This is a genomic window from Pseudomonas sp. B611, from assembly GCF_055407965.1.
This window is the reverse complement of the sequence record NZ_JBUZST010000018.1, coordinates 18,147-37,859: the sequence shown is the minus strand read 5'-3', so window position 1 is coordinate 37,859 and position 19,713 is coordinate 18,147. Positions and strand designations below refer to the sequence as shown.

Below are 19,713 nucleotides of genomic sequence, written 5' to 3'. Positions count from 1 at the left end.
ACTCCTTGTTGTTGTTTTTAGATAGAACAGTGGGTGCAAGCTTGTTGTGGCGAGGGAGCTTGCTCCCGCTGGACTGCGCAGCAGGCCCAAGCTTTTGGGGGCGCTTCGCACCCCAGCGGGAGCAAGCTCCCTCGCCACAAGTTATCCGGCGAAACGGGTACAGGGTTTTCCAGGGACATCCACTTCAATCGCCAGCACGGCACCGTCCAAGGGGTGATCCAAAGGGCTGGCGGCGCTGGTGATATACAGGGTGGTGAGGTCTGGCCCGCCAAATACGCAACTGGTGGGCCGGCTGACAGGCAGCTCGATGACGCGATCCACCCCGCCATCCGGCGCAATGCGCAGCAGGCAGCTGCCGTCCCAGCGCGCATTCCAGATATAGCCCTCAACGTCCATCGCCGAGCCGTCTGGCCCGCCGCGTTCGTGGGGGCCGAACCAGGCATCGGCGGCGCCGAGTTGGCCGTCCGCCTGGATCGCAAACTGGTACAGCGTGCCGTCCAGGCTGTCGCCAAAATGCACAAGGCTGCCGTCGTCGTTCCACAGCAAGGTGTTGGGAATGCCCAGGCCGCTGAGCAACGGTGTGACCCGCGCGTCGGCATCGATACGAAACAGGCCACCGGAACGCCGCGTCACCGGCAGGTCTTCGCCCTGCTCACCGATATTGTTCTGCATGGTGCCCAGCCACAGGCGGCCCTGGGCATCGCAGCGTGCTTCATTGCCACGGTTGCCCGGTTGCGGGTCGGCCACGCACAGCAGGGTCAGCGCTTCGCTGTCGAGGTCGAGGCGATACACCCCGCTGCTCAAGGTGACCAACGCATCGCCACGCTCACACGGGATAAACGCCGAGACATGCTCGGGCAACTGCCATACCCGCAACTGCCCGCCCATCAAGCGCAGTGCCTGTTTGCCGGCGATATTCACCCAGTACAGCGCCTGGGTCGGCACGTCCCAGAACGGGCCCTCCCCCAGTTGCGCACGGTGTTCGGTAACGGCGTGAAACGACATGGTGCCTCCTGGATTTTTTGTTGTTCTCAGGTCTGCGTTTTACAACGGATCGCGCGACGGCGTGCCATCCACTAGCCGTTGGATACGCAACGGGTTGGCGTTTTTCAACGCATCGGGCAGCAGGCTATCAGGGTAGTTCTGGAAGCACACCGGGCGCAGGAAGCGGTCGATGGCCAGGGTACCGACCGAGGTGCCACGGGCATCGGAGGTCGCAGGATACGGGCCGCCGTGCACCATCGCGTCGCTGACTTCAACGCCGGTGGGGTAGCCGTTGAGCAGGATGCGCCCGACTTTCTGCTCCAGCAGCGGCGTCAGTTCGGCGAACTGTTGCAGGTCATTCAGCTCGCCAATGATCGTCGCCGTGAGTTGCCCATGCAGGCCATGCAAGGCGGCACTGAGTTGGGCCTGGTCAGCCACTTCGACAAATACCGTGGTGGGGCCGAAGACTTCCTCTTGCAGCACTTCATCGCCGTCGATCAGCAGACGCACATCGGCCTTGAACAGCTGCGGCTGGGCTTGGTTGCCCGCCTGTGGGTTGCCCGCCAAGTGCTCGATGCCCGGATGCGCGAGGAGTTTTTCCAGGCCCTTGCCGTAGCTGCCCAAGGTGCCGGCGTTGAGCATGGTTTGCGCCGGTTGATCGCCGATCAATTGCGCCACCTGCTGGGTGAACGCGGTAAATGCAGGCGACGCGAGACCGATCACCAAGCCCGGGTTGGTGCAGAACTGGCCGCAGCCTTGCACCACCGACGCGGTGAGGTCGCGGGCAATGGTTTCGGCGCGGGCCTGCAAAGCTTGGGGCAAGACGATCACCGGGTTGATGCTGGACATCTCGGCAAACACCGGGATCGGCTGCGGGCGCGCGGCCGCCATATCGCACAAGGCGCGACCGCCCTTGAGCGAACCGGTAAAGCCCACCGCCTGGATCGCCGGGTGCTTGACCAGCGCCTCGCCGACACCGCCGCCAAAGATCATGTTGAACACACCGGCCGGCATCCCGCTGGCTTCAGCGGCACGAATAATTGCATCGGCCACGCATTCGGCCGTCGCCATATGCCCGCTGTGGGCCTTGAACACCACCGGGCAACCGGCCGCCAACGCGGCAGCGGTATCACCGCCCGCCGTGGAGAACGCCAGAGGGAAATTGCTCGCCCCAAACACCGCCACCGGGCCGAGGCCGATGCGGTATTGACGCAGGTCCGGGCGCGGCAATGGCTGGCGCTCCGGCAAGGCCTTGTCGATGCGCGCGCCGTAGAAGTCCCCGCGCCGCAGCACGCTGGCGAACAGGCGCATCTGGCCGCTGGTACGCCCGCGCTCGCCTTTGATACGGGCGGCGGGCAGCGCGGTTTCGCGGCAGACCAGTGCGACGAAATCATCGCCCAGGGCGTCCAGCTCATCGGCGATCGCATCAAGGAACTGCGCCCGCCGCGCCGCACTCAGGGCGCGATAGGCCGGATACGCCTGCGCAGCGGCCTTGGCGGCGGCGTCAACTTCCTGCGGGGTGGCCTGGTAGAAATCCTGGGGCAAGGCTTCGCCGGTGCTCGCATCGACACTCTTGAGGGTCACGCTGCCGTTGGCACTGCGCTGGCCGCCGATATAGTTGTGGCCGAGAAACTGGGACATGAAGGGGCTCCTTAAAGGGGGGTGACGTGGCCGGGTGCGAACGCTGCGTCGCTGCTGCCGACACGGTTGACCAGCGGCGCGCCGAACTCGGCCTGGCTGATCTCGAACACATCCCCCGGCTGGGTACGTATACCGTCGGCGAATGACAGCGTGGCGGTGCCGAAGAAGTGGATGTGCACATCGCCCGGCCTGAGGAACTGGCGGTATTTGAAGTGGTGGTATTCGAGGTTGTCCAGGCTGTGGCACATGTTGGCTTCGCCGCTGAGGAACTCGTTCTGCCAGATCACTTCGCCGTTGCGCAGGATGCGGCTGCTGCCCGCCAGATGCTGCGGCAACTCACCGACGCGCAATTCGGGGCCGTAGCTGCAACTGCGCAGTTTGGAATGGGCCAGGTACAGGTAGTTCTTGCGCTCCATGACGTGGTCGGAAAACTCGTTGCCCACCGCAAAGCCGACGCGATAGGGCTGGCTGTCCGGGCCGATCACGTAGAGCCCGCCGATTTCCGGTTCTTCGCCGGCATCTTCGGCAAACGGTGGCACCGGGAACGCGGCACCGGGACGCACGACGATGCTGCCGTCGCCTTTGTAGAACCACTCGGGCTGCACACCGGCAACCCCGGCCGCCGGCTTGCCGCCCTCCACGCCCCATTTGAAGATGCGCATGGTGTCGGTCAGCGCGGTTTCGTCACCGGCCTGGTGCATCTTGTCGCGGGCCGAGGCGCTGCCCAGGTGGGTCAGGCCGGTGCCGCTGATGAGCATGTGGGCCGGGTCGGGATGGTCCAGCGGCGGCAGGATCTTCAAGTCGGCCAGTAATGCCGCGTAGTCATGGCTGGCGCCCAGGCCCAGGCTGTCGACCTGTTGCGCCAGGCCGACACCGGCTTCGATGGCCGCCAGGGCCAATTCACGCACGCTGCGCGCAGCCTTCACTTCGCGCAGTGTGTTGCCGTCCACCACGCCCACCCGGCGCTCACCGTTGGGCAATTCAAACTGAACTAAACGCATGCAACTTCTCCTCAATCAAGTACGTGAAGCGCCACGGGCGCTGGCGGCAAATTGGTCGGCGGGCAGCACGTGCTTGCGCTCCAGCACGCGGTACACCACCAAGGTCAGGATCAGCCCGAACACCATCACCGCCGACAGGAAGTACAGGCCCGAGGCGAGGTTGCCGGTGTATTCCTTGAGCGCACCAATCACGAACGGGCCGATATAGCCGCCGAGGTTGCCCACCGAGTTGATCAGCGCAATGCCTGCCGCCGCACTGGCGCCGGCGAAGAAACGCCCCGGCAAGGTCCAGAACACCGCGGTGCAGGAAAACAACGCGAATGCGGCCAGGCACAGCGCGGCCATTTGCAGCACCGGCACGCTCAGCCACGCGCTGAAAAACAGGCCGATGGCGCCCAGTACATAAAGCACTGCCAAGTGGCCGTAGCGATCATTCAAACGGTCGGAACTGCGCGGGATAATCAGCAGGCCGATGATGCCGAAGATATAGGGCACGGCGGAGACGAAGCCGGTGGTCAGGTCGCTGCCGCCGAACTGCTTGATCAGGGTTGGCAGCCATAGGCCCAGGCCGTAGATGCTCAGCGTCACCGGCAGGTAGAACAGTGCCAGCAGCAACACGCGTTTGTCTTTCAGCGCGTGCAACGGGTTGCCGTGGCGGGTCTGGCCGTAGGCTTGCAGGTCCTTGGCGAGTTCGCCGGTGAGCCAGGTCTTTTCTTCCTCGCTCATCCAGCTGACCTGCTTGGGACCGTCCGGCAAGTAGCGCAATACGGGCCAGGTGAGCAGGATCGCCGGGGTGCCAATCACGATGAACAACCACTGCCAGCCGTGCAGGCCGAGGATGCCGTCCATGCCCAACAAGCCACCGGACACCGGGCCGGTGATCATCATTGCAATCGGTTGGGACAGGATAAACAGCCCGAGGATCTTGCCGCGATGGCGCACCGGGAACCATTGGGTGATGTAGTACAGCACGCCCGGGAAGAACCCCGCCTCCGCCGCGCCGAGCAGAAAGCGCATTACATAGAAGCTGTGCGGCCCCTGCACAAAGGCCATGCCAATGGTGATGGCGCCCCAGGTGATCATGATCCGCGCAAACCAGCGCCGCGCACCGAAGCGGTCGAGCATCAGGTTGCTGGGGATCTCGAACAGGAAGTAGCCAATAAAGAACAGGCCTGCGCCCAAGCCATAGGCGGCATCGCCGATGCCGATGTCGGCGCCCATGTGCAACTTGGCGAAGCCCACGGCGGAACGGTCCACGTAGGCGATCAGGTACAGCAGGATCAGGAAGGGAATCAGTTTCAGCGTAATGCGCCGAATAAGCCGCAGTTCCTGGCTCATGGGGGTCGATCTCCACATTGTTGTTTTTATAGAAGCTCGGGGGACGCCTCTCGCGGAAATCCGCCAGGGTCATACCTCAGTTGAGACCGACTATATAGTATGACTATTTGCAAAACAACTCTTCCAAATAGGCGTTTTTGCGCTTATGTTTAGGTACGCAAGAACATATAGTCATACAATAAGAGAATCGATCATGTCTGATAAAAAGCCCGGCCTACGCTCCGCCCAGTGGTTTGGTACCGCCGACAAGAACGGCTTCATGTACCGCAGCTGGATGAAGAACCAGGGCATTGCCGACCATCAGTTCCATGGCAAGCCGATCATCGGCATCTGCAATACCTGGTCGGAGCTGACGCCGTGCAATGCGCATTTCCGCCAGATCGCCGAGCACGTCAAACGCGGCGTGATCGAGGCCGGTGGCTTCCCGGTGGAGTTCCCGGTGTTTTCCAATGGCGAATCCAACCTGCGCCCCACCGCCATGCTCACCCGCAACCTGGCGAGCATGGACGTGGAAGAAGCGATTCGCGGCAACCCGATTGACGGCGTGGTGCTGCTGACCGGCTGCGACAAAACCACCCCGGCCCTGCTGATGGGCGCCGCCAGTTGCGACGTACCGGCGATCGTGGTCACCGGTGGGCCGATGCTCAACGGCAAGCACAAGGGCCAGGACATTGGTTCGGGCACCGTGGTGTGGCAGCTCAGCGAGCAGGTCAAGGCCGGCACCATTACCCTGGATGATTTCCTTGCGGCCGAGGGCGGCATGTCGCGCTCGGCGGGCACCTGCAACACCATGGGCACGGCCTCCACCATGGCGTGCATGGCTGAAGCCCTGGGCACCTCGTTGCCGCACAACGCGGCGATTCCGGCAGTGGATGCACGGCGTTATGTGCTGGCGCATATGTCCGGCATGCGTGCTGTAGAGATGGTGCGCGAGGACTTGAAGCTGTCGAAGATCCTCACCAAAGAGGCGTTTGAAAACGCGATCCGCGTGAATGCGGCCATCGGCGGATCGACCAACGCCGTGATCCACTTGAAGGCTATCGCCGGGCGCATCGGCGTGGAGCTCGACCTCGACGACTGGACCCGCATGGGCCGCGGCATGCCGACCATCGTTGATTTGCAGCCGTCGGGGCGCTTCCTGATGGAAGAGTTCTACTATGCCGGCGGCCTGCCTGCGGTGTTGCGCCGCCTCGGTGAAGCCAACCTGATCCCCCATCCGAATGCGCTGACAGTGAATGGCAAGTCCCTCGGCGAGAACACCAAGGATTCGCCGATCTACGGCCAGGACGAAGTGATCCGCACCCTCGACAACCCGATCCGCGCCGACGGCGGCATCTGCGTATTGCGCGGCAACCTGGCGCCGCTGGGCGCGGTGCTCAAGCCGTCCGCCGCCAGCCCGGAGTTGATGCAGCATCGCGGCCGCGCGGTGGTGTTCGAGAACTTCGACATGTACAAGGCGCGCATCAACGACCCGGAGCTGGACGTGGACGCCAACTCGATCCTGGTCATGAAAAACTGCGGGCCCAAGGGTTACCCGGGCATGGCCGAGGTGGGCAACATGGGCCTGCCGGCCAAGCTGCTGGCGCAGGGTGTGACGGACATGGTGCGCATTTCCGACGCGCGCATGAGCGGCACGGCGTACGGCACGGTGGTCTTGCATGTGGCGCCGGAAGCCGCTGCGGGCGGGCCGTTGGCCACGGTAAAGGAAGGTGACTGGATTGAACTGGACTGCGCCAACGGCCGCCTGCACCTGGACATCCCCGACGCCGAGTTGGCGGCACGCATGGCGGATCTTGCGCCACCGCAAAAAATGATCGTCGGCGGTTATCGTCAGTTGTATATCGACCATGTATTGCAGGCGGATCAGGGTTGCGACTTTGACTTCCTGGTGGGTTGCCGTGGGGCGGAAGTCCCCCGGCATTCCCACTAATTGGGATGCTATGATGCCGCGTCTTTAAGTCAGAGCCTCCCCGTCGTTATGGATCACCAGCCGCCCAAGCCGCGCAAGAGCATGCATGCCCAGATCGTTCAGGACTTGGGCATGCACATCGTTTCCGGGCGCTTCAAGCCCGAAGAAAAGCTGCCCCTGGAGGCCACGCTCTGCGAGGAGTACAAGGTCAGCCGCTCGGTGTTGCGTGAAGCCACGCGGGTGCTCAGCGCCAAGGGCCTGGTGTATTCCAAGCCACGGGTGGGTGCGGTGGTGCGGCCACGCCTGAAATGGCATTTGCTCGACCCGGACGTGCTGTCCTGGTTGATGCAGTCCACGCCCCACAGCGAATTCTTCAACACCCTGGCCGGTGTGCGGCGCATCCTCGAACCGGAGATCGCCGCCATGGCCGCGACCACCGCCACCAATGAAGACATCGCCACCATCGAAAAAGCCTACCTGGGCATGGAAACGGCGAAGACCCACGAAGAGCTGCTACAGGCCGACCTGGACTTCCACCGCGCGATTGCAGACGCCACGCGCAACGACCTGCTGGCCTACATGTGCAACATGCTGTCGCTGCCGCTGCGCGAGTCGATCAACATCACCAACCGCCGCCCGGATATCCAGGGCCTGAGCCTGCCTCGGCACAAGGCGATCCTCACCGCGATCCAGAACCGCGATGCACTGGGTGCGCGGCATGCGTCGCTGGTGCAGCTGGATGACACGCGGGTGGCGTTGGATACGGTGATGAATGTGTTGACGCCGTTGTAGGCCGTCTAGGGAGCTGTTGCCTGGCCTACCGCTATCGCAGGCAAGCCAGCTCCCACATTTGACCGTGTTAACAGATCAGCATGTGGCAATAGATCAACCACTGTGGGAGCGGGCTTGCCCGCGAATGCGGTCTGTCAGCAGCAGATTCATTGGCTGACACACTGCTTTCGCAGGCAAGCCAGCTCCCACATTTGACCGTATTCACACATCAGTATGTGCAAACAGATCAACAACTGTGGGAGCGGGCTTGCCCGCGAATGCGGTCTGTCAGCAGCAGATTCATTGCCTGACACACCGCTTTCGCAGGCAAGCCAGCTCCCACATTTGACCGTGTTCACACATCAGTATGTGCAAACAGATCAACAACTGTGGGAGCGGGCTTGCCCGCGAATGCGGTCTGTCAGCAGCAGATTCATTGGCTGACACACTGCTTTCGCAGGCAAGCCAGCTCCCATATTTGACCGTGTTCACAGATCAGCATGTGGCAATAGATCAACAACTGTGGGAGCGGGCTTGCCCGCGAATGCGGTCTGTCAGCAGCAGATTCATTGGCTGACACACTGCTTTCGCAGGCAAGCCAGCTCCCACATTTGACCGTGTTAACAGATCAGCATGTGGCAATAGATCAACCACTGTGGGAGCGGGCTTGCCCGCGAATGCGGTCTGTCAGCAGCAGATTCATTGGCTGACACACCGCTTTCGCAGGCAAGCCAGCTCCCACATTTGACCGTGTTCACAGATCAGCATGTGGCAATAGATCAACCACTGTGGGAGCGGGCTTGCCCGCGAATGCGGTCTGCCAGCAATAGAGTCATTGGTTGACACACCGCTTTCGCAGGCAAGCCAGCTCCCACATGAGTGATGATTACAGGGTGTAGGCGATGCCGACCTGTACTGTCCGCGGCGTGCCTGGGTAAGCGTAGATATTGCCGAAAGCGCCCTCTTCAAACTCACGGTTGAACAGGTTCTTCACGTCGAGATTGAGACGCACCTTGTCGTTGACCTTGTAGTAGCTGAGCAGATCGACAACGGTGTAGGCGTCCATCGCGAACGCGGTATTGGCCGTTTGGCCTGCACGCTCATCCACGTATTTGGCGCCTGCACCCAAGCCAAGGCCCTTCAGTGTGCCGTCCTGGAACTCGTACACGTTGAGCAGGCTGAAGCTGTTGCGCGGGATGTTCATCAGCCGGGTGCCGGAGCGGAGCGTGTTGTCCTTGGTCACTTCGGCGTCCACGTAGGCATAACCACCGATAAGGCGCCATTCAGGCGTGAGGTTGCCCGCTACATTGAGGTCGAAACCACGGCTGCGTACCTGGCCTGCCGCAACGCTGAAGGTCGAGTCTACCGGGTCGGTGGTGAGGACGTTTTTCTTCTCGATCTGGTAGATCGCCGCATCGACGCTCAACTGGCGATCCAGTGCTTCCCACTTCACGCCCATCTCATAGGACTTGCCCTTCTCCGGCTCGAACCCGCCACCGACGCGCGCCGCGCCGGTGTTCGGCTTGAACGAGCGCGCAGCATCGGCATACACCGCTACGGTGTCGGTGAGGTCGTAGATCACACCCACACGCGGCGTGACCGCGTTGTCTGCGGCGCTCCACGGCTTGACGCCGCTCACGTAGCTTTCGTAGTCGTGCTCAAAGCGCTCGAAACGCGCGCCGGCCAGCACTTTCAGGCGTTCGGTGAGGGCCACTTGGTCTTGCACGAATGCGGCATAGGTCTTGAGGTTTTCCTTGTCGTGGGTCGGTGTGCGGGTGAGCGGCGGACGCGCTTGGCCGTAGACCGGGTCGAAGATGTCGATGGGGTAGGTCCCGGGCGCTGCGCTGGAACGCTGGATGATCGACTTGTAGTCGTAGTCTTCGAACTCGACACCGGTCAACAAGGTGTGATCGAAACCGCCAGCAGAGAAATGCCCGGTGAGGTTGAGCTGGGTGTCTTTATCGGTCCATTCCAGCTTGCGGTAGTTGAAGTTGCGTTGCAGGGTACGACCGTCGGCGCTCAGGCTGGTGGGGCCGTTGGCTTCAATGCCGTTGCCTTGCAAGGTTCCATCCAACCACTGGAACCCACCGCCCAAGGTCCAGTTGTCATTGAGCAGGTGCTCGAAACGCAGTTGGGCCATGCTGCTGTCGTTGTGCAACTTGCCCACGTCCTTGTCGCCCCAGAACGTGTCGCGCGAAGCAGTGCCTTTCTGCGTGGCAAAGCGCGTCAGGCCACGGTCCAACGGGTGATTGTTGCGCATGAAGTCGCCTTCAAAGATCACCTTGGTGGCGTCAGTGGCCTGCCAGGTGATCACCGGCGTGATGCCGTAGCGCTCGGTTTCGACATGGTCGCGGAAGGTCTCGCCGCCCTCGCCCACCACGTTCAGGCGGTAAGCCAGGCGGCCTTCGTCGTCCAGCGGGCCGGAGGCGTCCAGGGTGCCGCGCTTCATGCCTTGGTCGTTCAACTGGCTGCCCAGGGTCACGGTGCGCTCAGGCAACGGTTGCTTGGACACCACGTTGAAGGTGCCGCCTGGATCGCCACGGCCGTAGAGCATGGTGGCCGGGCCGCGCAGCACTTCGAGCCGTTCGATGGTGTTGGCGTCCGGCATGTTCGGGTAGCCACGGTTGATCGGGAAACCGTTGCGGTAGAACTCCCCGGTGGTGAAGCCACGCACGGTGAAGGTGGTGAGGCCCTGGCCGCCAAAGTTATTGGCACGGCCGACGCCGCCGGCATAGTCCAGCGCGTCTTGCAGGCGGGTGGCGCCGATGTCTTCGACGGCGTCCTTGGTCACCACGCTGATGGACTGCGGGGTTTCATGAATCGAGGTGTCGGTACGCGTCGCACTGGCGGAACGTGTGGCCAGGTAGCCCTTGACCGGGCCCTGGGCGGTCTCGTAGTCCGCGGTGCCGGTGATGGAGGTGGCTTGCAACTCCACGCTGGCCTTGTCGGCGGGGGCGACTTCGGCCCAGGTCAAAGGGGAAAACGCCTGAAGCACACAAATGGAAACCAGGGTACGACGCATGAATGATGAACCTAGTGAATGGGCCAAATGGGGCGGCATAGCTGCCAGATTTTCGCGGCGCGATGGTATATCACGCCGGCCATTATTGATATGCGTTCTCATTCACTATTTTTTGGGTAACAGCTTTGTATCCACTTGATAAAACCGGCGCAAAAAAAAAGCCACTCGAGTGAGTGGCTCCTGAAACGCTGATTCAAGCCTTAGCGATAACGCTCCAACCAATGCGCGTAAGGCGCCGGCAAGGTCCACGACGACTTTTCGACGCCCAATTCCTTGGCCGCAAAGTACGCCCAGTGCGGATCAGCCAAATGGGCACGGCCTACCGATACCAGGTCCAGATGCCCAGCCTGCAAGGCAGTCTCCGCCAGTTGCGGCGTGCCAAAGCCCCACGCCGAGGTCACCGGAATGCCCGCTTCGCGGCGTACACGCTCGGCAATCGGCCCCATGAATGCCGGGCCCCACGGGATATTGGTGTCGGGAATGGTGAAGCCGACGCTGACGCTCAACAGGTCCAGGCCACCGGCCTTGAAGCGGCGGGCCAGTTCGATGGATTCGGCGAGGGTCTGCTCGTCGCGGCCGTCGTATTCCAATACGCCGAAACGTGCGGTCAGCGGCAGGTTTTCGGGCCAGACTTCGCGTACGGCGGCCAGGGTTTCCAGGAGGAAACGGCTGCGGTTGTCAAAGCTGCCGCCGTAGGCGTCGGTGCGCTGGTTGGAGTGTTCGGAGAAGAAGCTCTGGCCCAGGTAACCGTGGGCGAAGTGCAGCTCGATCCATTCAAAACCGGCGTCACGGGCACGGCGCGCGCCATCGACGAAGTCCTGGCGCACGCGGGCGATGTCGTCCAGGGTCATGGCGCGTGGCACCTGCGGCAGGTTCGCGCCAAAGGCAATCGCCGACGGCGCGATGGTTTCCCACGAGCGCGGGTCGGAAGCGGCCATATGGTCATCGCCTTCCCACGGGCGGTTGGCGCTGGCTTTACGCCCGGCGTGGCCGATCTGGATGCCCGGCACCGAACCCGCCGCCTTGATGGCCTTGACCATGGGCACGAACGCCTCGGCGTGGGCATCGCTCCAGATACCGGCGCAGCCCGGGGTGATGCGGCCTTCCGGCGCGACGGCGGTGGCCTCGACCACTACCAGCCCTGCCCCACCACGGGCCATGCCTGCAAGGTGCACGTGGTGCCAGTCGTTGACGATGCCGTCATCGGCCATGTACTGACACATCGGCGGGATGGCAATGCGATTGCGCAGGGTGACATCTTTGAGTTTGTACGGTTCGAACAAAGCGGCCATGGGACAACTCCGGCAAAGTGATGATTGATTCGATAGTTCGATGGTAATCGAACTATAGTATTCAGCGATACCCCCCTGTTATCATTCGTTTCATGCGAGCCTTCAAACACCCCCTTGTCCAAGACCTTACCCTCGAACGCGTGCTGTACGCGCTGAGCGACCCGGTGCGCCTGGAAATCGTGCGCTGCCTGGCCGGCGTAGCCGAAGCCACGTGCGGCGAATTGGATGGCGGGCGGCCCAAGTCGAGCATGTCCCACCACTTTCGCGTGTTGCGTGATGCGGGATTGGTGCAGACGCGGAGTGTGGGGACCACGCATATGAATGCGCTGCGGGCGGAAGATCTTGAGGAGCGGTTTCCCGGGTTGCTGGCCAGTATTCTTGCCCAACGGTAAAGAAAGGGTTATTCCATTGGCGGAATCAACCGCCCTCTGTAGGTGTTGTAGATCTGTTGAACCTCGGGGTTGTCCAGGCTCTCGTAGGTAATCCCCTCCTTATCAAGCCCATCCAACCCTTTGATGCCACCGATCATTGCTGCCCACTCGTCACGGTGGGCAATGTCCACCACAAAGGGTTTCAAGTAATGACTCAGATGCCCTTTGAACGGTGACTCAATCTCTTCGCTGAGCGCCCTGAGGTAGTCATCCTTGTTGGTTCTGGACCATTCAATCGCGAACTTGGCTCGATAACAGAGCTCCATGAACACCAGCAGAATCGTACGTTCATTGCCATCCAGAAAAGGATGCGCGAAGGCTAGCTGGCCCATGACATCGCCAGGACTGTCGCGAAAACGTTTTTTGTTCGACGCCAATTCCAGTGCATAGTCGACTGAAAGCTTTATAGAGCCAGGATGCTCGAAGACGGTACGGTAAGGATCGTTTTCGGAGCCTTTGAAGACCGCGAGATGCGGGACAAGCTCGTTCCGATCCTTGCCCGCCCAGGGATAGAAACCAGAAAACAGGATCTCGTGCACTTTGCGCAACGACCGGTAATCAATTGGCTTTTTCCCGGCAAGAAACTCAAGCGCCTCTTCCAGGCTCAATTCAAACGAAAGATGCTCGGATTCTTTTACTTCGACGGGGTCTTTGAGCTGTAGAGCGTTTTGAAGATATCCAGCGGTTTCAAAATCGCCGAAAGGATCGAAGCTCATGCGCGAAGTTTCTTCGCCAAGCAGCGCTTTTCCTGGAGGTAGCTGCCTTGTAGCGCCAAGGTTTCCGACTTGCTCAGAACGCCCTTCCTCGTGAGGTTAACCAACAACTGCTCCACACCGTCCAGCTGGACCACATCGCCAGCCAGGCCGGTAATTGCCACGGCCATCCGGCTAACACCGTCACGTTCGGCGGTGACATGATGAATTTCAGCCATTTTGCGCACTTTATCAGCGATGGTTTCACGGGCTGTATCAGTCATTGCAAACTCCTCAATTAGCCTAAGAAGCATAGCATGGCGTTCGTTTCCCCTCTCCTCCCAGCGAACCTTTCCCCCCAAACCCGCGTCCGAGCTAAGGCACTCTTGCCCACCGTTCGCCGCGAGGTCGTCGTTTGAAAGCCGCCATCATCAAAAAATACCGCCTGATCATCAAGACCATGGGCTATGTAGGCTGGGCCCTGTTCTGGCTGTTGCTGTGGGATGTCGCCGTCACGGTGGATTTCATGCTGTTCCTCACCTACAAGATCAACCTGCCGCTGATGCCCCTGACCCTGCTCGGTTCGGCGCTGGTGGTGCTGATCAGTTTTCGCAACAGCAGCGCCTATAACCGTTGGTGGGAGGCGCGCACGCTGTGGGGGGCGATGGTCAACAATTCACGCAGTTTTGCGCGCCAGGTGCTGACGCTGCTGGATGACCCCGACAGCGAGGTCAACCCGGTCAAGGCCACCCTGTTGCGTCGGCATGTGGCCTATGTGAACTGCCTGGCGGTCCACCTCAAGGGACTGCCGTGCCCCGATGAGGTGCGTGCATTCATCCCCAGCGAAGAGTTCGCGCGCAACGGCACCACCAATAATTTTGCCAACGACATCCTCACCGGCTCGGCAGCCTTGCTGGCCAAGGAATACAAGGCCGGCCACCTGGACAGCATCCGCCTGGCGCGACTGGAGTCGACGCTGGTGGATCTGTCCAACGCCCAGGGCGGCATGGAACGCATCGCCAACACCCCGCTGCCCTACCCCTACGTGTACTTCCCGCGCCTGTTTATCTCGCTGTTCTGCCTGATCGTACCGGTGGGCCTGGTGGAATCCCTCGGCTGGTTCACCCCGCTGGCCTCGACGGTGGTGGGTTTTATGCTGCTGGCCATCGAGCGCATCGGCACCGACCTGCAAAGCCCGTTCAACTCCAGCGAGCACCAGATCCAGATGGACACCATCTGCGAAACCATCGAGAAAAACCTGCAATCGATGCAGCGTGATGCCCTGGGTGGCGAGCGCATCGGTTAAACCCTGCCCACGGCCTAAAGTGCGTGACCCACCGGTCGATATACCGGGGGTACGCATGGGCTATCCCCTCTAAAAACAACACATGCGACGCTCTTCGCTTTCCTCCGCCTTGCCAACTCTAATAAGTACCCTGCGGGAGATGTCATGAATATCAAACACAAGCTGACCTGGGCGTTTGCGACTATCGCGTGCGTGCCGGTGATCCTGGTGGCCGTGCTGGTGGTACTGAACCTGCGGGATGCGGCCGAGGCCAATTTCGTCGACAGCAGCAGCCGTGAAATCCGCCAGATCGACAACGGCATGAAGCAATTCTTCGACGGCATCAGCCAGAACGTCGAATTCGTCGCCAAAGACCCACGCATCGCCGCCGCCAAAGACCTGAAAAGCTATGCCGGTGCCGACGCCGCGCAAATCCCCCTGACCCCGACCAACAAAGCGCTGCTGGACATCTTCGACCAGTTCGCCAAAAGCCACCCGAGCACCGCTTACCTGTCCCTGGGCCTGAGCGACGGCGGCTACGCCAGTTGGCCCGACGACACCAAACTGAACAACTACGACCCGCGCCAACGCCCCTGGTACAAGGCCGCCGTGGCCGCGCCAGGCAACACCGTGCGCACCGGCGCTTATTACTGGGCACCGGATGACGTGGTGCTGATCGGCACCGTGCGCACCGTCGCCGACGCCACCGGCAATATCCTCGGCGTGGTCGGCCTGGACGTGTCGCTCAAGCAGCTCACCGAACTGGTGCGCAACATCAAGCTCGGCGACAGCGGTTACCTGATGCTGGTGGAAGCCAACGGCAACGTGCTGGTGGACCCCAGCGATGCCAAGCACAACTTCAAGCCCCTGGCCGACCTCGGCCCGCAATACGCCGAGCTGGCCAAGCGCACCGACGGCGCCACCCAGATCGAGATCAACGGCGTGCCCTACATGGCCAACGTGGTCAGCTCCAAAGACCTCGGCTGGCGCTTTATCGGCCTGATCAAGCGTGATGAAGTGATGGCCGGCGCGTCGAGCCTGACCTGGTTGATCGCCGCCATCGCCGCTGCCCTGGCCGTGGTCTTCGCCCTGGTCGGTGCAAGCTTTGCCAGCATGATCGTGCGCCCCATCCGCAGCGTTGCCGATGGCCTGCAAGAGATCGCCGAAGGTGAAGGCGACCTGACCCGCAAGCTCACCGTACAGGGCAAGGACGAAACCGCGACCCTGGCCGGCTGGTTCAACCAGTTCCTCGGTGCGATTGCGCAACTGGTGCAACGCATCGGCAGCGCCTCCACCGACCTGCAAAGCGCCGCCGCTGACACCAGCACCGTGGCCAACAACATGAACCAGGCCGCCGGCCGTCAGCGTGAAGCCGTGGAACTGGTGAGCACCGCGTTCAACGAGATGGTCGCCACCGCAAACGAAGTCGCGCGTTCGTGCAGCGCCGCCGCCACCAGTGCCGACGAAGGCTACCGCGACGTACACGACGGCCAGCAGCACATCGGTGAAGCCACCGGCAGCGTGCTCAAGTTGAGCGAAGACCTGCAAAAGTCGACCCAGACCATGCAGTTGCTGGAGCAGGACAGCCAGAACATCAACACCATCCTCGACACCATCCGCTCGATTGCCGAGCAGACCAACCTGCTGGCGCTCAACGCGGCAATCGAAGCCGCGCGCGCCGGCGATCAGGGCCGTGGTTTTGCGGTGGTGGCCGACGAAGTGCGCGCCCTCGCCCGCCGCACCGCCGACTCCACCGGCGAGATCGACAGCCTGCTGGGCAACCTCGCGCGGCGCACCCAGGAAGTCACCCAGCAGATGCAGGGCAGCCTGCTGGTGTCCCACACCAGCGTGGAACGCATCCAACAGGCCCGCGACAGCTTCGACAAGATCCGTGGCTCGGTGGACTCGATCCGCGACCAGAACACCCAGATCGCCACCGCTGCCGAAGAGCAGCACCAGGTGGCCGAAGAGATCAACCGGCACATCGCGCAGATCCATGCCGATGCGCAACTGGTCGAAGGCTTCGCCCACTCGGCGCAGACCGGCTCGGGTCGGTTGACGGACATTTCCGGTCAGCTCAAGGGGTTGGTGGGCCGGTTCAAATACTGACGTGACCGTGGGGCCCTCGACGTCAGCGTCGAGGGCTCATTCGCCAACTGATCAACTGATAAATCCCCAGCAAGGCCCCGGCCACCAGCAGCGTCCACTGCACACTCAGCGCCGCCGCCAACAGCCCGGCCAACAAGCCGCCAATCGCTTCAAAGCCGAAACGCATAGCGATGTAAAAGGCAATCACCCGCCCGCGCAGTGCTTCCGGCGCGGCACTTTGCAGGGTCATGTTGCTGCTGACATTGCTCACCGTAATCCCGAACCCCAACCCGGCCAGCGCCGCCAGGGTGAAAGCCAACGGCGGGTTCGCCGCCACCGCGCACAACGACACGGCGCACACCACTGTGCCCATCACGATGATGCGGCTCAGGCTCGATGAGCTACCGGCGAATGCCAGGAAGATTGTCGCCACAAACGCCCCCGCCCCCGCCGCGCCCCATAACCAGCCGAGGGTTTGGGCATCGCCGCTGAAGGCGTGCTTGGCCAGGATCGGCAGCAGCACCGTGTAGCAGGACGCCAACAGGTTGACCATCACCACGCTGATCAACAGGCGGCGGATGGACAAGGTGTTCCACAAATAACGCAAACCTTCGCGGAAGATCTCCCCGGTAGACCCTTTGGCCCGAACCGGTGCGCGGCTTTGCACCTTGCCCAGGCCAATCAACAGCATGCCAAAGGCGATGGAGGTCAGCAGGAAGCAACCGGCCTCGCCGCTCCAGGTGATCAGCAAGCCGGCCAGCGGCGGGCCGATAAAGCGCGCGGCGTTGATCAGCATGGCATTGAGCACAAGGGCGTTGGGCAGGTCCTTGGGCTCATCGACAAAGCTGGCGATCAAGGCTTGGCGCAGGGGTGTTTCCAGGGCATTGAGCAAGCCCAACAGCAACGCCATGGCGATGATCACGTCGCGGCCCATCCATTGCTGCCAGGTGAGCACCGCCAGCACCAGGGATTGCACGGCCAGGGTGGCCTGCACCGCCATCAGCAGGCGGCGCTTGTCATGGCGGTCGGACCAGGCGCCCGCCAGCGGCCCGACCAGCAACTGCGGCAACAGCGTCAGAAACGCAATCGCCCCCAGCAGCACGGCCGAGCCCGTCAGGTGATAGGCCAGCCACGACAGCGCGACCTGTTGCACCCATTTGCCCAGGGTGGAGAGGCCCTGGCCGACAAAGTAGATCTGGAAATTACGATGGCGCAGCGCACGGATCGGCGTGGGCCAGCGGGTGGTAGACGCAGGATTCAAATAAACTCGCAGCCCTTTTGTATAAGGGATTTAAGGACCCAGGTACGGTCGTTTTCGCCCAGCGCAATCTGTTCCAACTGCTTTTGCTCGGCGGCATGTTTGGCGTAGGCGCGATCATACACTTCAGCGACCTGGTCGAAAGGCACGCAGAGCAAGCCGTCTTCATCGCCGATCACCAGGTCGCCCGGCTCGATCACCATGCCAGCCAGGGCAATCGGTACGTTGACCTCGCCCGGGCCGTCCTTGTAAGGGCCGCGATGGGTGATACCCGCCGCAAACACCGGGAACTCCCCGGCACCAATGCTCGCCGCATCGCGAATCGCGCCGTTGATCACGATGCCGGCCACACCTTTCTTGATCGCATACGCCACCATCATTTCGCCGATCAGCGCGTTGCTCAGGTCACCGCCGGCATCCACCACAATAACGTCGCCCGGCTGGGCGATATCCAGCGCGTGATGCAGCATCAGGTTGTCCCCTGGGCGCGCCTTGACGGTCAGCGCCGGGCCCACCAGGACGCCGGTGCGGTGCATCGGTTTGAGGCTCGCGCCGCCGGCGGTCATGCGGTGCATCGAATCACTGATATTGGCGACGGGCACGCTGCGGTAACGCTCAACCCACTCGGCGGCAACCTTGCGTTGTTGCTTGAGCACTCTGAATCCGATGGACATGGGGTATTCCTCTGCTGATTTTTATGTTTTTTTGAAACGCCATTTCAAAATTACCATCATGATTTGCAACCAGCAAGGCTCAAGGCGGATTCAAAATCCAACGACCTGTGCCAAATAAAATTATAAATCTGAATAAACGTTAGATTTTATTGGGTTTTTTCACTGATACAGCGCCGATCAAAACAGCCTGGGTTAAATTTATTTATTGCAACGCCGTTTCATTATGCTAGTTTTCAACCACTGTTGAGCGCCGCAACGCGCCGCCAACTGCACACAGACAAGAAAACCAAGGTGCGCACAATGACCCGAACCCTCCTGCTGACCGGCCCGGAACTGACCGCCGACGCCATGGCCCACGCCGCCTCCCACGGCGTACGCGTAATCCCCACCACGCCCTACGCACCCGCCGATGAACTCACTGCAATCATTGCTCGCGAACAACCGGACGCAATCATCGTGCGCCAGGGCAAGCTGACCCGGGAGATGATCAACGCCTCGGCCGCGCTGAAAATCATCGCCAAGCACGGCGTGGGCTACGACACCATCGACATCGCCGCCGCCGCCGAGCGCCAGATCCCGGTGACCATCGCCTTGGGCGCCAACGCACAATCGGTGGCCGAGCACGCCCTGGCCCTGATGTTCAGCGTGGCGCGCCAGACCGCCCTGCTCGATGCGCGCATGCGTGACGGGCATTGGGACAAAGCCACCTCGGTGGGCATCGAACTGTCCGGCAAGACCCTCGGCCTGGTCGGCCTGGGCGCTATCGGCCAGATCCTGATGGACCTGGTGGCCCCGCTGCGCATGACCATCAAGGTGTTTGACCCGTACCTGGCGGAGTTGCCGAATGTAGAGCGCGTCAATAGCGTGGATGAGCTGCTGGCCAGCTGCGATATCATCAGCCTGCATTGCCCGCTGACCGAGCAGAACCGCAACCTGTTTGGCGCGGCGCAATTCAAGCGCATGCGCCCGGGCGCAATTTTGATCAACACCGCGCGCGGTGAACTGATCGACACCGAAGCGCTGGTCCACGCCCTGAGCACCGGGCAAATCGCCGGCGCCGGCCTCGACACTTTCAACCCCGAACCACCGCCGGCGGACTCGGCGCTGTGGGGTTTGCCGACACTGGTGGCGACGCCCCACGTCGGCGCCAACACCGCTGAAGCCCGAGACCGCGTGGGCCTGCTGGCGCTGCAACAGATCATCGATTTCTGGGACGGCACCGCGCCGCCGCCGCGTGCGGTGGTCAACCGCCATCTCTACGCACACTGACATCGCCCGCGTTGTAATCGCGGGCCCATAACGCTTCTCCAAAAAAAACAAAATGGGA

15 protein-coding genes and 2 pseudogenes are annotated in these 19,713 nt (G+C 61.8%); 7 read left to right on the top strand and 10 right to left on the bottom strand.

Annotated features, from left to right (window positions below):
- Nucleotides 1-141: 141 nt before the first annotated feature.
- From ACZRMO_RS25320 to ACZRMO_RS25305, 4 genes are read right to left on the bottom strand one after another with little or no spacing between them, the layout of a single operon-like run.
- Entirely contained in the window at nt 142-1,005 is an 864-nt protein-coding gene (locus ACZRMO_RS25320; protein ID WP_463974636.1) for an SMP-30/gluconolactonase/LRE family protein, read from the bottom strand.
- A gap of 39 nt (nt 1,006-1,044) precedes the next feature.
- Nucleotides 1,045-2,625: an aldehyde dehydrogenase (NADP(+)) gene (locus ACZRMO_RS25315; protein ID WP_463974635.1), complete on the bottom strand. Its 1,581-nt coding sequence runs from the start codon at nt 2,623-2,625 to the stop codon at nt 1,045-1,047.
- Nucleotides 2,626-2,636: 11 nt separating this feature from the next.
- Nucleotides 2,637-3,626 (bottom strand): AraD1 family protein, encoded by a 990-nt coding sequence (araD1, locus tag ACZRMO_RS25310; protein ID WP_463974634.1) that lies wholly within the window; start codon nt 3,624-3,626, stop codon nt 2,637-2,639.
- A 15-nt stretch (nt 3,627-3,641) separates the two neighbouring features.
- Nucleotides 3,642-4,964 carry an MFS transporter gene (locus ACZRMO_RS25305; protein WP_463974633.1) on the bottom strand — a complete coding sequence of 441 codons (1,323 nt, stop codon included), beginning with the start codon at nt 4,962-4,964 and terminating at the stop codon, nt 3,642-3,644.
- A 193-nt stretch (nt 4,965-5,157) separates the two neighbouring features.
- Here ACZRMO_RS25305 and ACZRMO_RS25300 point away from each other — a divergent pair, with 193 nt between their 5' ends.
- Together ACZRMO_RS25300 and ACZRMO_RS25295 are read left to right on the top strand one after the other, a co-directional pair.
- Nucleotides 5,158-6,894, top strand: a complete 1,737-nt coding sequence (locus ACZRMO_RS25300) for an IlvD/Edd family dehydratase (protein WP_463974632.1) — start codon at nt 5,158-5,160, stop codon at nt 6,892-6,894.
- A 48-nt stretch (nt 6,895-6,942) separates the two neighbouring features.
- A complete protein-coding gene (locus tag ACZRMO_RS25295) occupies nt 6,943-7,665 on the top strand; it encodes a FadR/GntR family transcriptional regulator (RefSeq protein ID WP_463974631.1) in 723 nt (240 codons plus the stop codon).
- An 865-nt stretch (nt 7,666-8,530) separates the two neighbouring features.
- On the opposite strand, the gene ACZRMO_RS25290 is transcribed toward ACZRMO_RS25295, so the two are convergent.
- Nucleotides 8,531-10,666, bottom strand: a complete 2,136-nt coding sequence (locus ACZRMO_RS25290; protein WP_463974630.1) for a TonB-dependent siderophore receptor — start codon at nt 10,664-10,666, stop codon at nt 8,531-8,533.
- Nucleotides 10,667-10,866: 200 nt separating this feature from the next.
- Complete coding sequence (locus ACZRMO_RS25285) at nt 10,867-11,958, bottom strand: NADH:flavin oxidoreductase/NADH oxidase (protein WP_463974629.1); 1,092 nt, start codon at nt 11,956-11,958, stop codon at nt 10,867-10,869.
- Nucleotides 11,959-12,050: 92 nt separating this feature from the next.
- Here ACZRMO_RS25285 and ACZRMO_RS25280 point away from each other — a divergent pair, with 92 nt between their 5' ends.
- Complete coding sequence (locus tag ACZRMO_RS25280) at nt 12,051-12,350, top strand: ArsR/SmtB family transcription factor (RefSeq protein ID WP_177414127.1); 300 nt, start codon at nt 12,051-12,053, stop codon at nt 12,348-12,350.
- Between the two features lie 8 nt (nt 12,351-12,358).
- Here ACZRMO_RS25280 and ACZRMO_RS25275 read toward each other — a convergent pair whose 3' ends face one another.
- Entirely contained in the window at nt 12,359-13,105 is a 747-nt protein-coding gene (locus ACZRMO_RS25275) for a Fic family protein (protein ID WP_463974628.1), read from the bottom strand.
- A complete protein-coding gene (locus ACZRMO_RS25270) occupies nt 13,102-13,365 on the bottom strand; it encodes a hypothetical protein (RefSeq protein WP_124528697.1) in 264 nt (87 codons plus the stop codon). Before ACZRMO_RS25270 ends, ACZRMO_RS25275 begins: the two co-directional genes overlap by 4 nt.
- 131 nt (nt 13,366-13,496) lie before the next feature.
- On the opposite strand from ACZRMO_RS25270, the gene ACZRMO_RS25265 reads away from it, so the two are divergent.
- The 3 genes and pseudogenes from ACZRMO_RS25265 to ACZRMO_RS25255 form a co-directional block, all read left to right on the top strand.
- Complete coding sequence (locus ACZRMO_RS25265) at nt 13,497-14,387, top strand: bestrophin family protein (RefSeq protein ID WP_463974627.1); 891 nt, start codon at nt 13,497-13,499, stop codon at nt 14,385-14,387.
- Nucleotides 14,388-14,531: 144 nt separating this feature from the next.
- Nucleotides 14,532-15,614: pseudogene (locus ACZRMO_RS25260) on the top strand (HAMP domain-containing protein); the annotation flags it as partial.
- A 345-nt stretch (nt 15,615-15,959) separates the two neighbouring features.
- A pseudogene (locus tag ACZRMO_RS25255) lies at nt 15,960-16,475 on the top strand (methyl-accepting chemotaxis protein); the annotation flags it as partial.
- 22 nt (nt 16,476-16,497) lie between these two features.
- On the opposite strand, the gene ACZRMO_RS25250 reads toward ACZRMO_RS25255, so the two are convergent.
- Together ACZRMO_RS25250 and ACZRMO_RS25245 are read right to left on the bottom strand one after the other, a co-directional pair.
- Nucleotides 16,498-17,715, bottom strand: coding sequence for an MFS transporter (locus ACZRMO_RS25250; protein ID WP_463974626.1), 1,218 nt, complete (start codon nt 17,713-17,715; stop codon nt 16,498-16,500).
- Nucleotides 17,712-18,386, bottom strand: a complete 675-nt coding sequence (locus ACZRMO_RS25245; protein ID WP_124528711.1) for an RraA family protein — start codon at nt 18,384-18,386, stop codon at nt 17,712-17,714. The genes ACZRMO_RS25250 and ACZRMO_RS25245 overlap by 4 nt, the downstream gene beginning before the upstream one ends.
- A 300-nt stretch (nt 18,387-18,686) precedes the next feature.
- Between ACZRMO_RS25245 and ACZRMO_RS25240 the strand changes: the two genes are divergently transcribed.
- Complete coding sequence (locus ACZRMO_RS25240) at nt 18,687-19,655, top strand: hydroxyacid dehydrogenase (protein ID WP_124528713.1); 969 nt, start codon at nt 18,687-18,689, stop codon at nt 19,653-19,655.
- Nucleotides 19,656-19,713: the final 58 nt, after the last annotated feature.

Bases quoted from the DNA above. Each gene is read 5' to 3' on its own strand.
- ACZRMO_RS25320 (WP_463974636.1), bottom strand. From the start codon at position 1,005: ATGTCGTTTCACGCCGTTACCGAACACCGTGCGCAACTGGGGGAGGGC.
- ACZRMO_RS25315 (WP_463974635.1), bottom strand. From the start codon at position 2,625: ATGTCCCAGTTTCTCGGCCACAACTATATCGGCGGCCAGCGCAGTGCC.
- araD1 (WP_463974634.1), bottom strand. From the start codon at position 3,626: ATGCGTTTAGTTCAGTTTGAATTGCCCAACGGTGAGCGCCGGGTGGGC.
- ACZRMO_RS25305 (WP_463974633.1), bottom strand. From the start codon at position 4,964: ATGAGCCAGGAACTGCGGCTTATTCGGCGCATTACGCTGAAACTGATT.
- ACZRMO_RS25300 (WP_463974632.1), top strand. From the start codon at position 5,158: ATGTCTGATAAAAAGCCCGGCCTACGCTCCGCCCAGTGGTTTGGTACC.
- ACZRMO_RS25295 (WP_463974631.1), top strand. From the start codon at position 6,943: ATGGATCACCAGCCGCCCAAGCCGCGCAAGAGCATGCATGCCCAGATC.
- ACZRMO_RS25290 (WP_463974630.1), bottom strand. From the start codon at position 10,666: ATGCGTCGTACCCTGGTTTCCATTTGTGTGCTTCAGGCGTTTTCCCCT.
- ACZRMO_RS25285 (WP_463974629.1), bottom strand. From the start codon at position 11,958: ATGGCCGCTTTGTTCGAACCGTACAAACTCAAAGATGTCACCCTGCGC.
- ACZRMO_RS25280 (WP_177414127.1), top strand. From the start codon at position 12,051: ATGCGAGCCTTCAAACACCCCCTTGTCCAAGACCTTACCCTCGAACGC.
- ACZRMO_RS25275 (WP_463974628.1), bottom strand. From the start codon at position 13,105: ATGAGCTTCGATCCTTTCGGCGATTTTGAAACCGCTGGATATCTTCAA.
- ACZRMO_RS25270 (WP_124528697.1), bottom strand. From the start codon at position 13,365: ATGACTGATACAGCCCGTGAAACCATCGCTGATAAAGTGCGCAAAATG.
- ACZRMO_RS25245 (WP_124528711.1), bottom strand. From the start codon at position 18,386: ATGTCCATCGGATTCAGAGTGCTCAAGCAACAACGCAAGGTTGCCGCC.
- ACZRMO_RS25240 (WP_124528713.1), top strand. From the start codon at position 18,687: ATGACCCGAACCCTCCTGCTGACCGGCCCGGAACTGACCGCCGACGCC.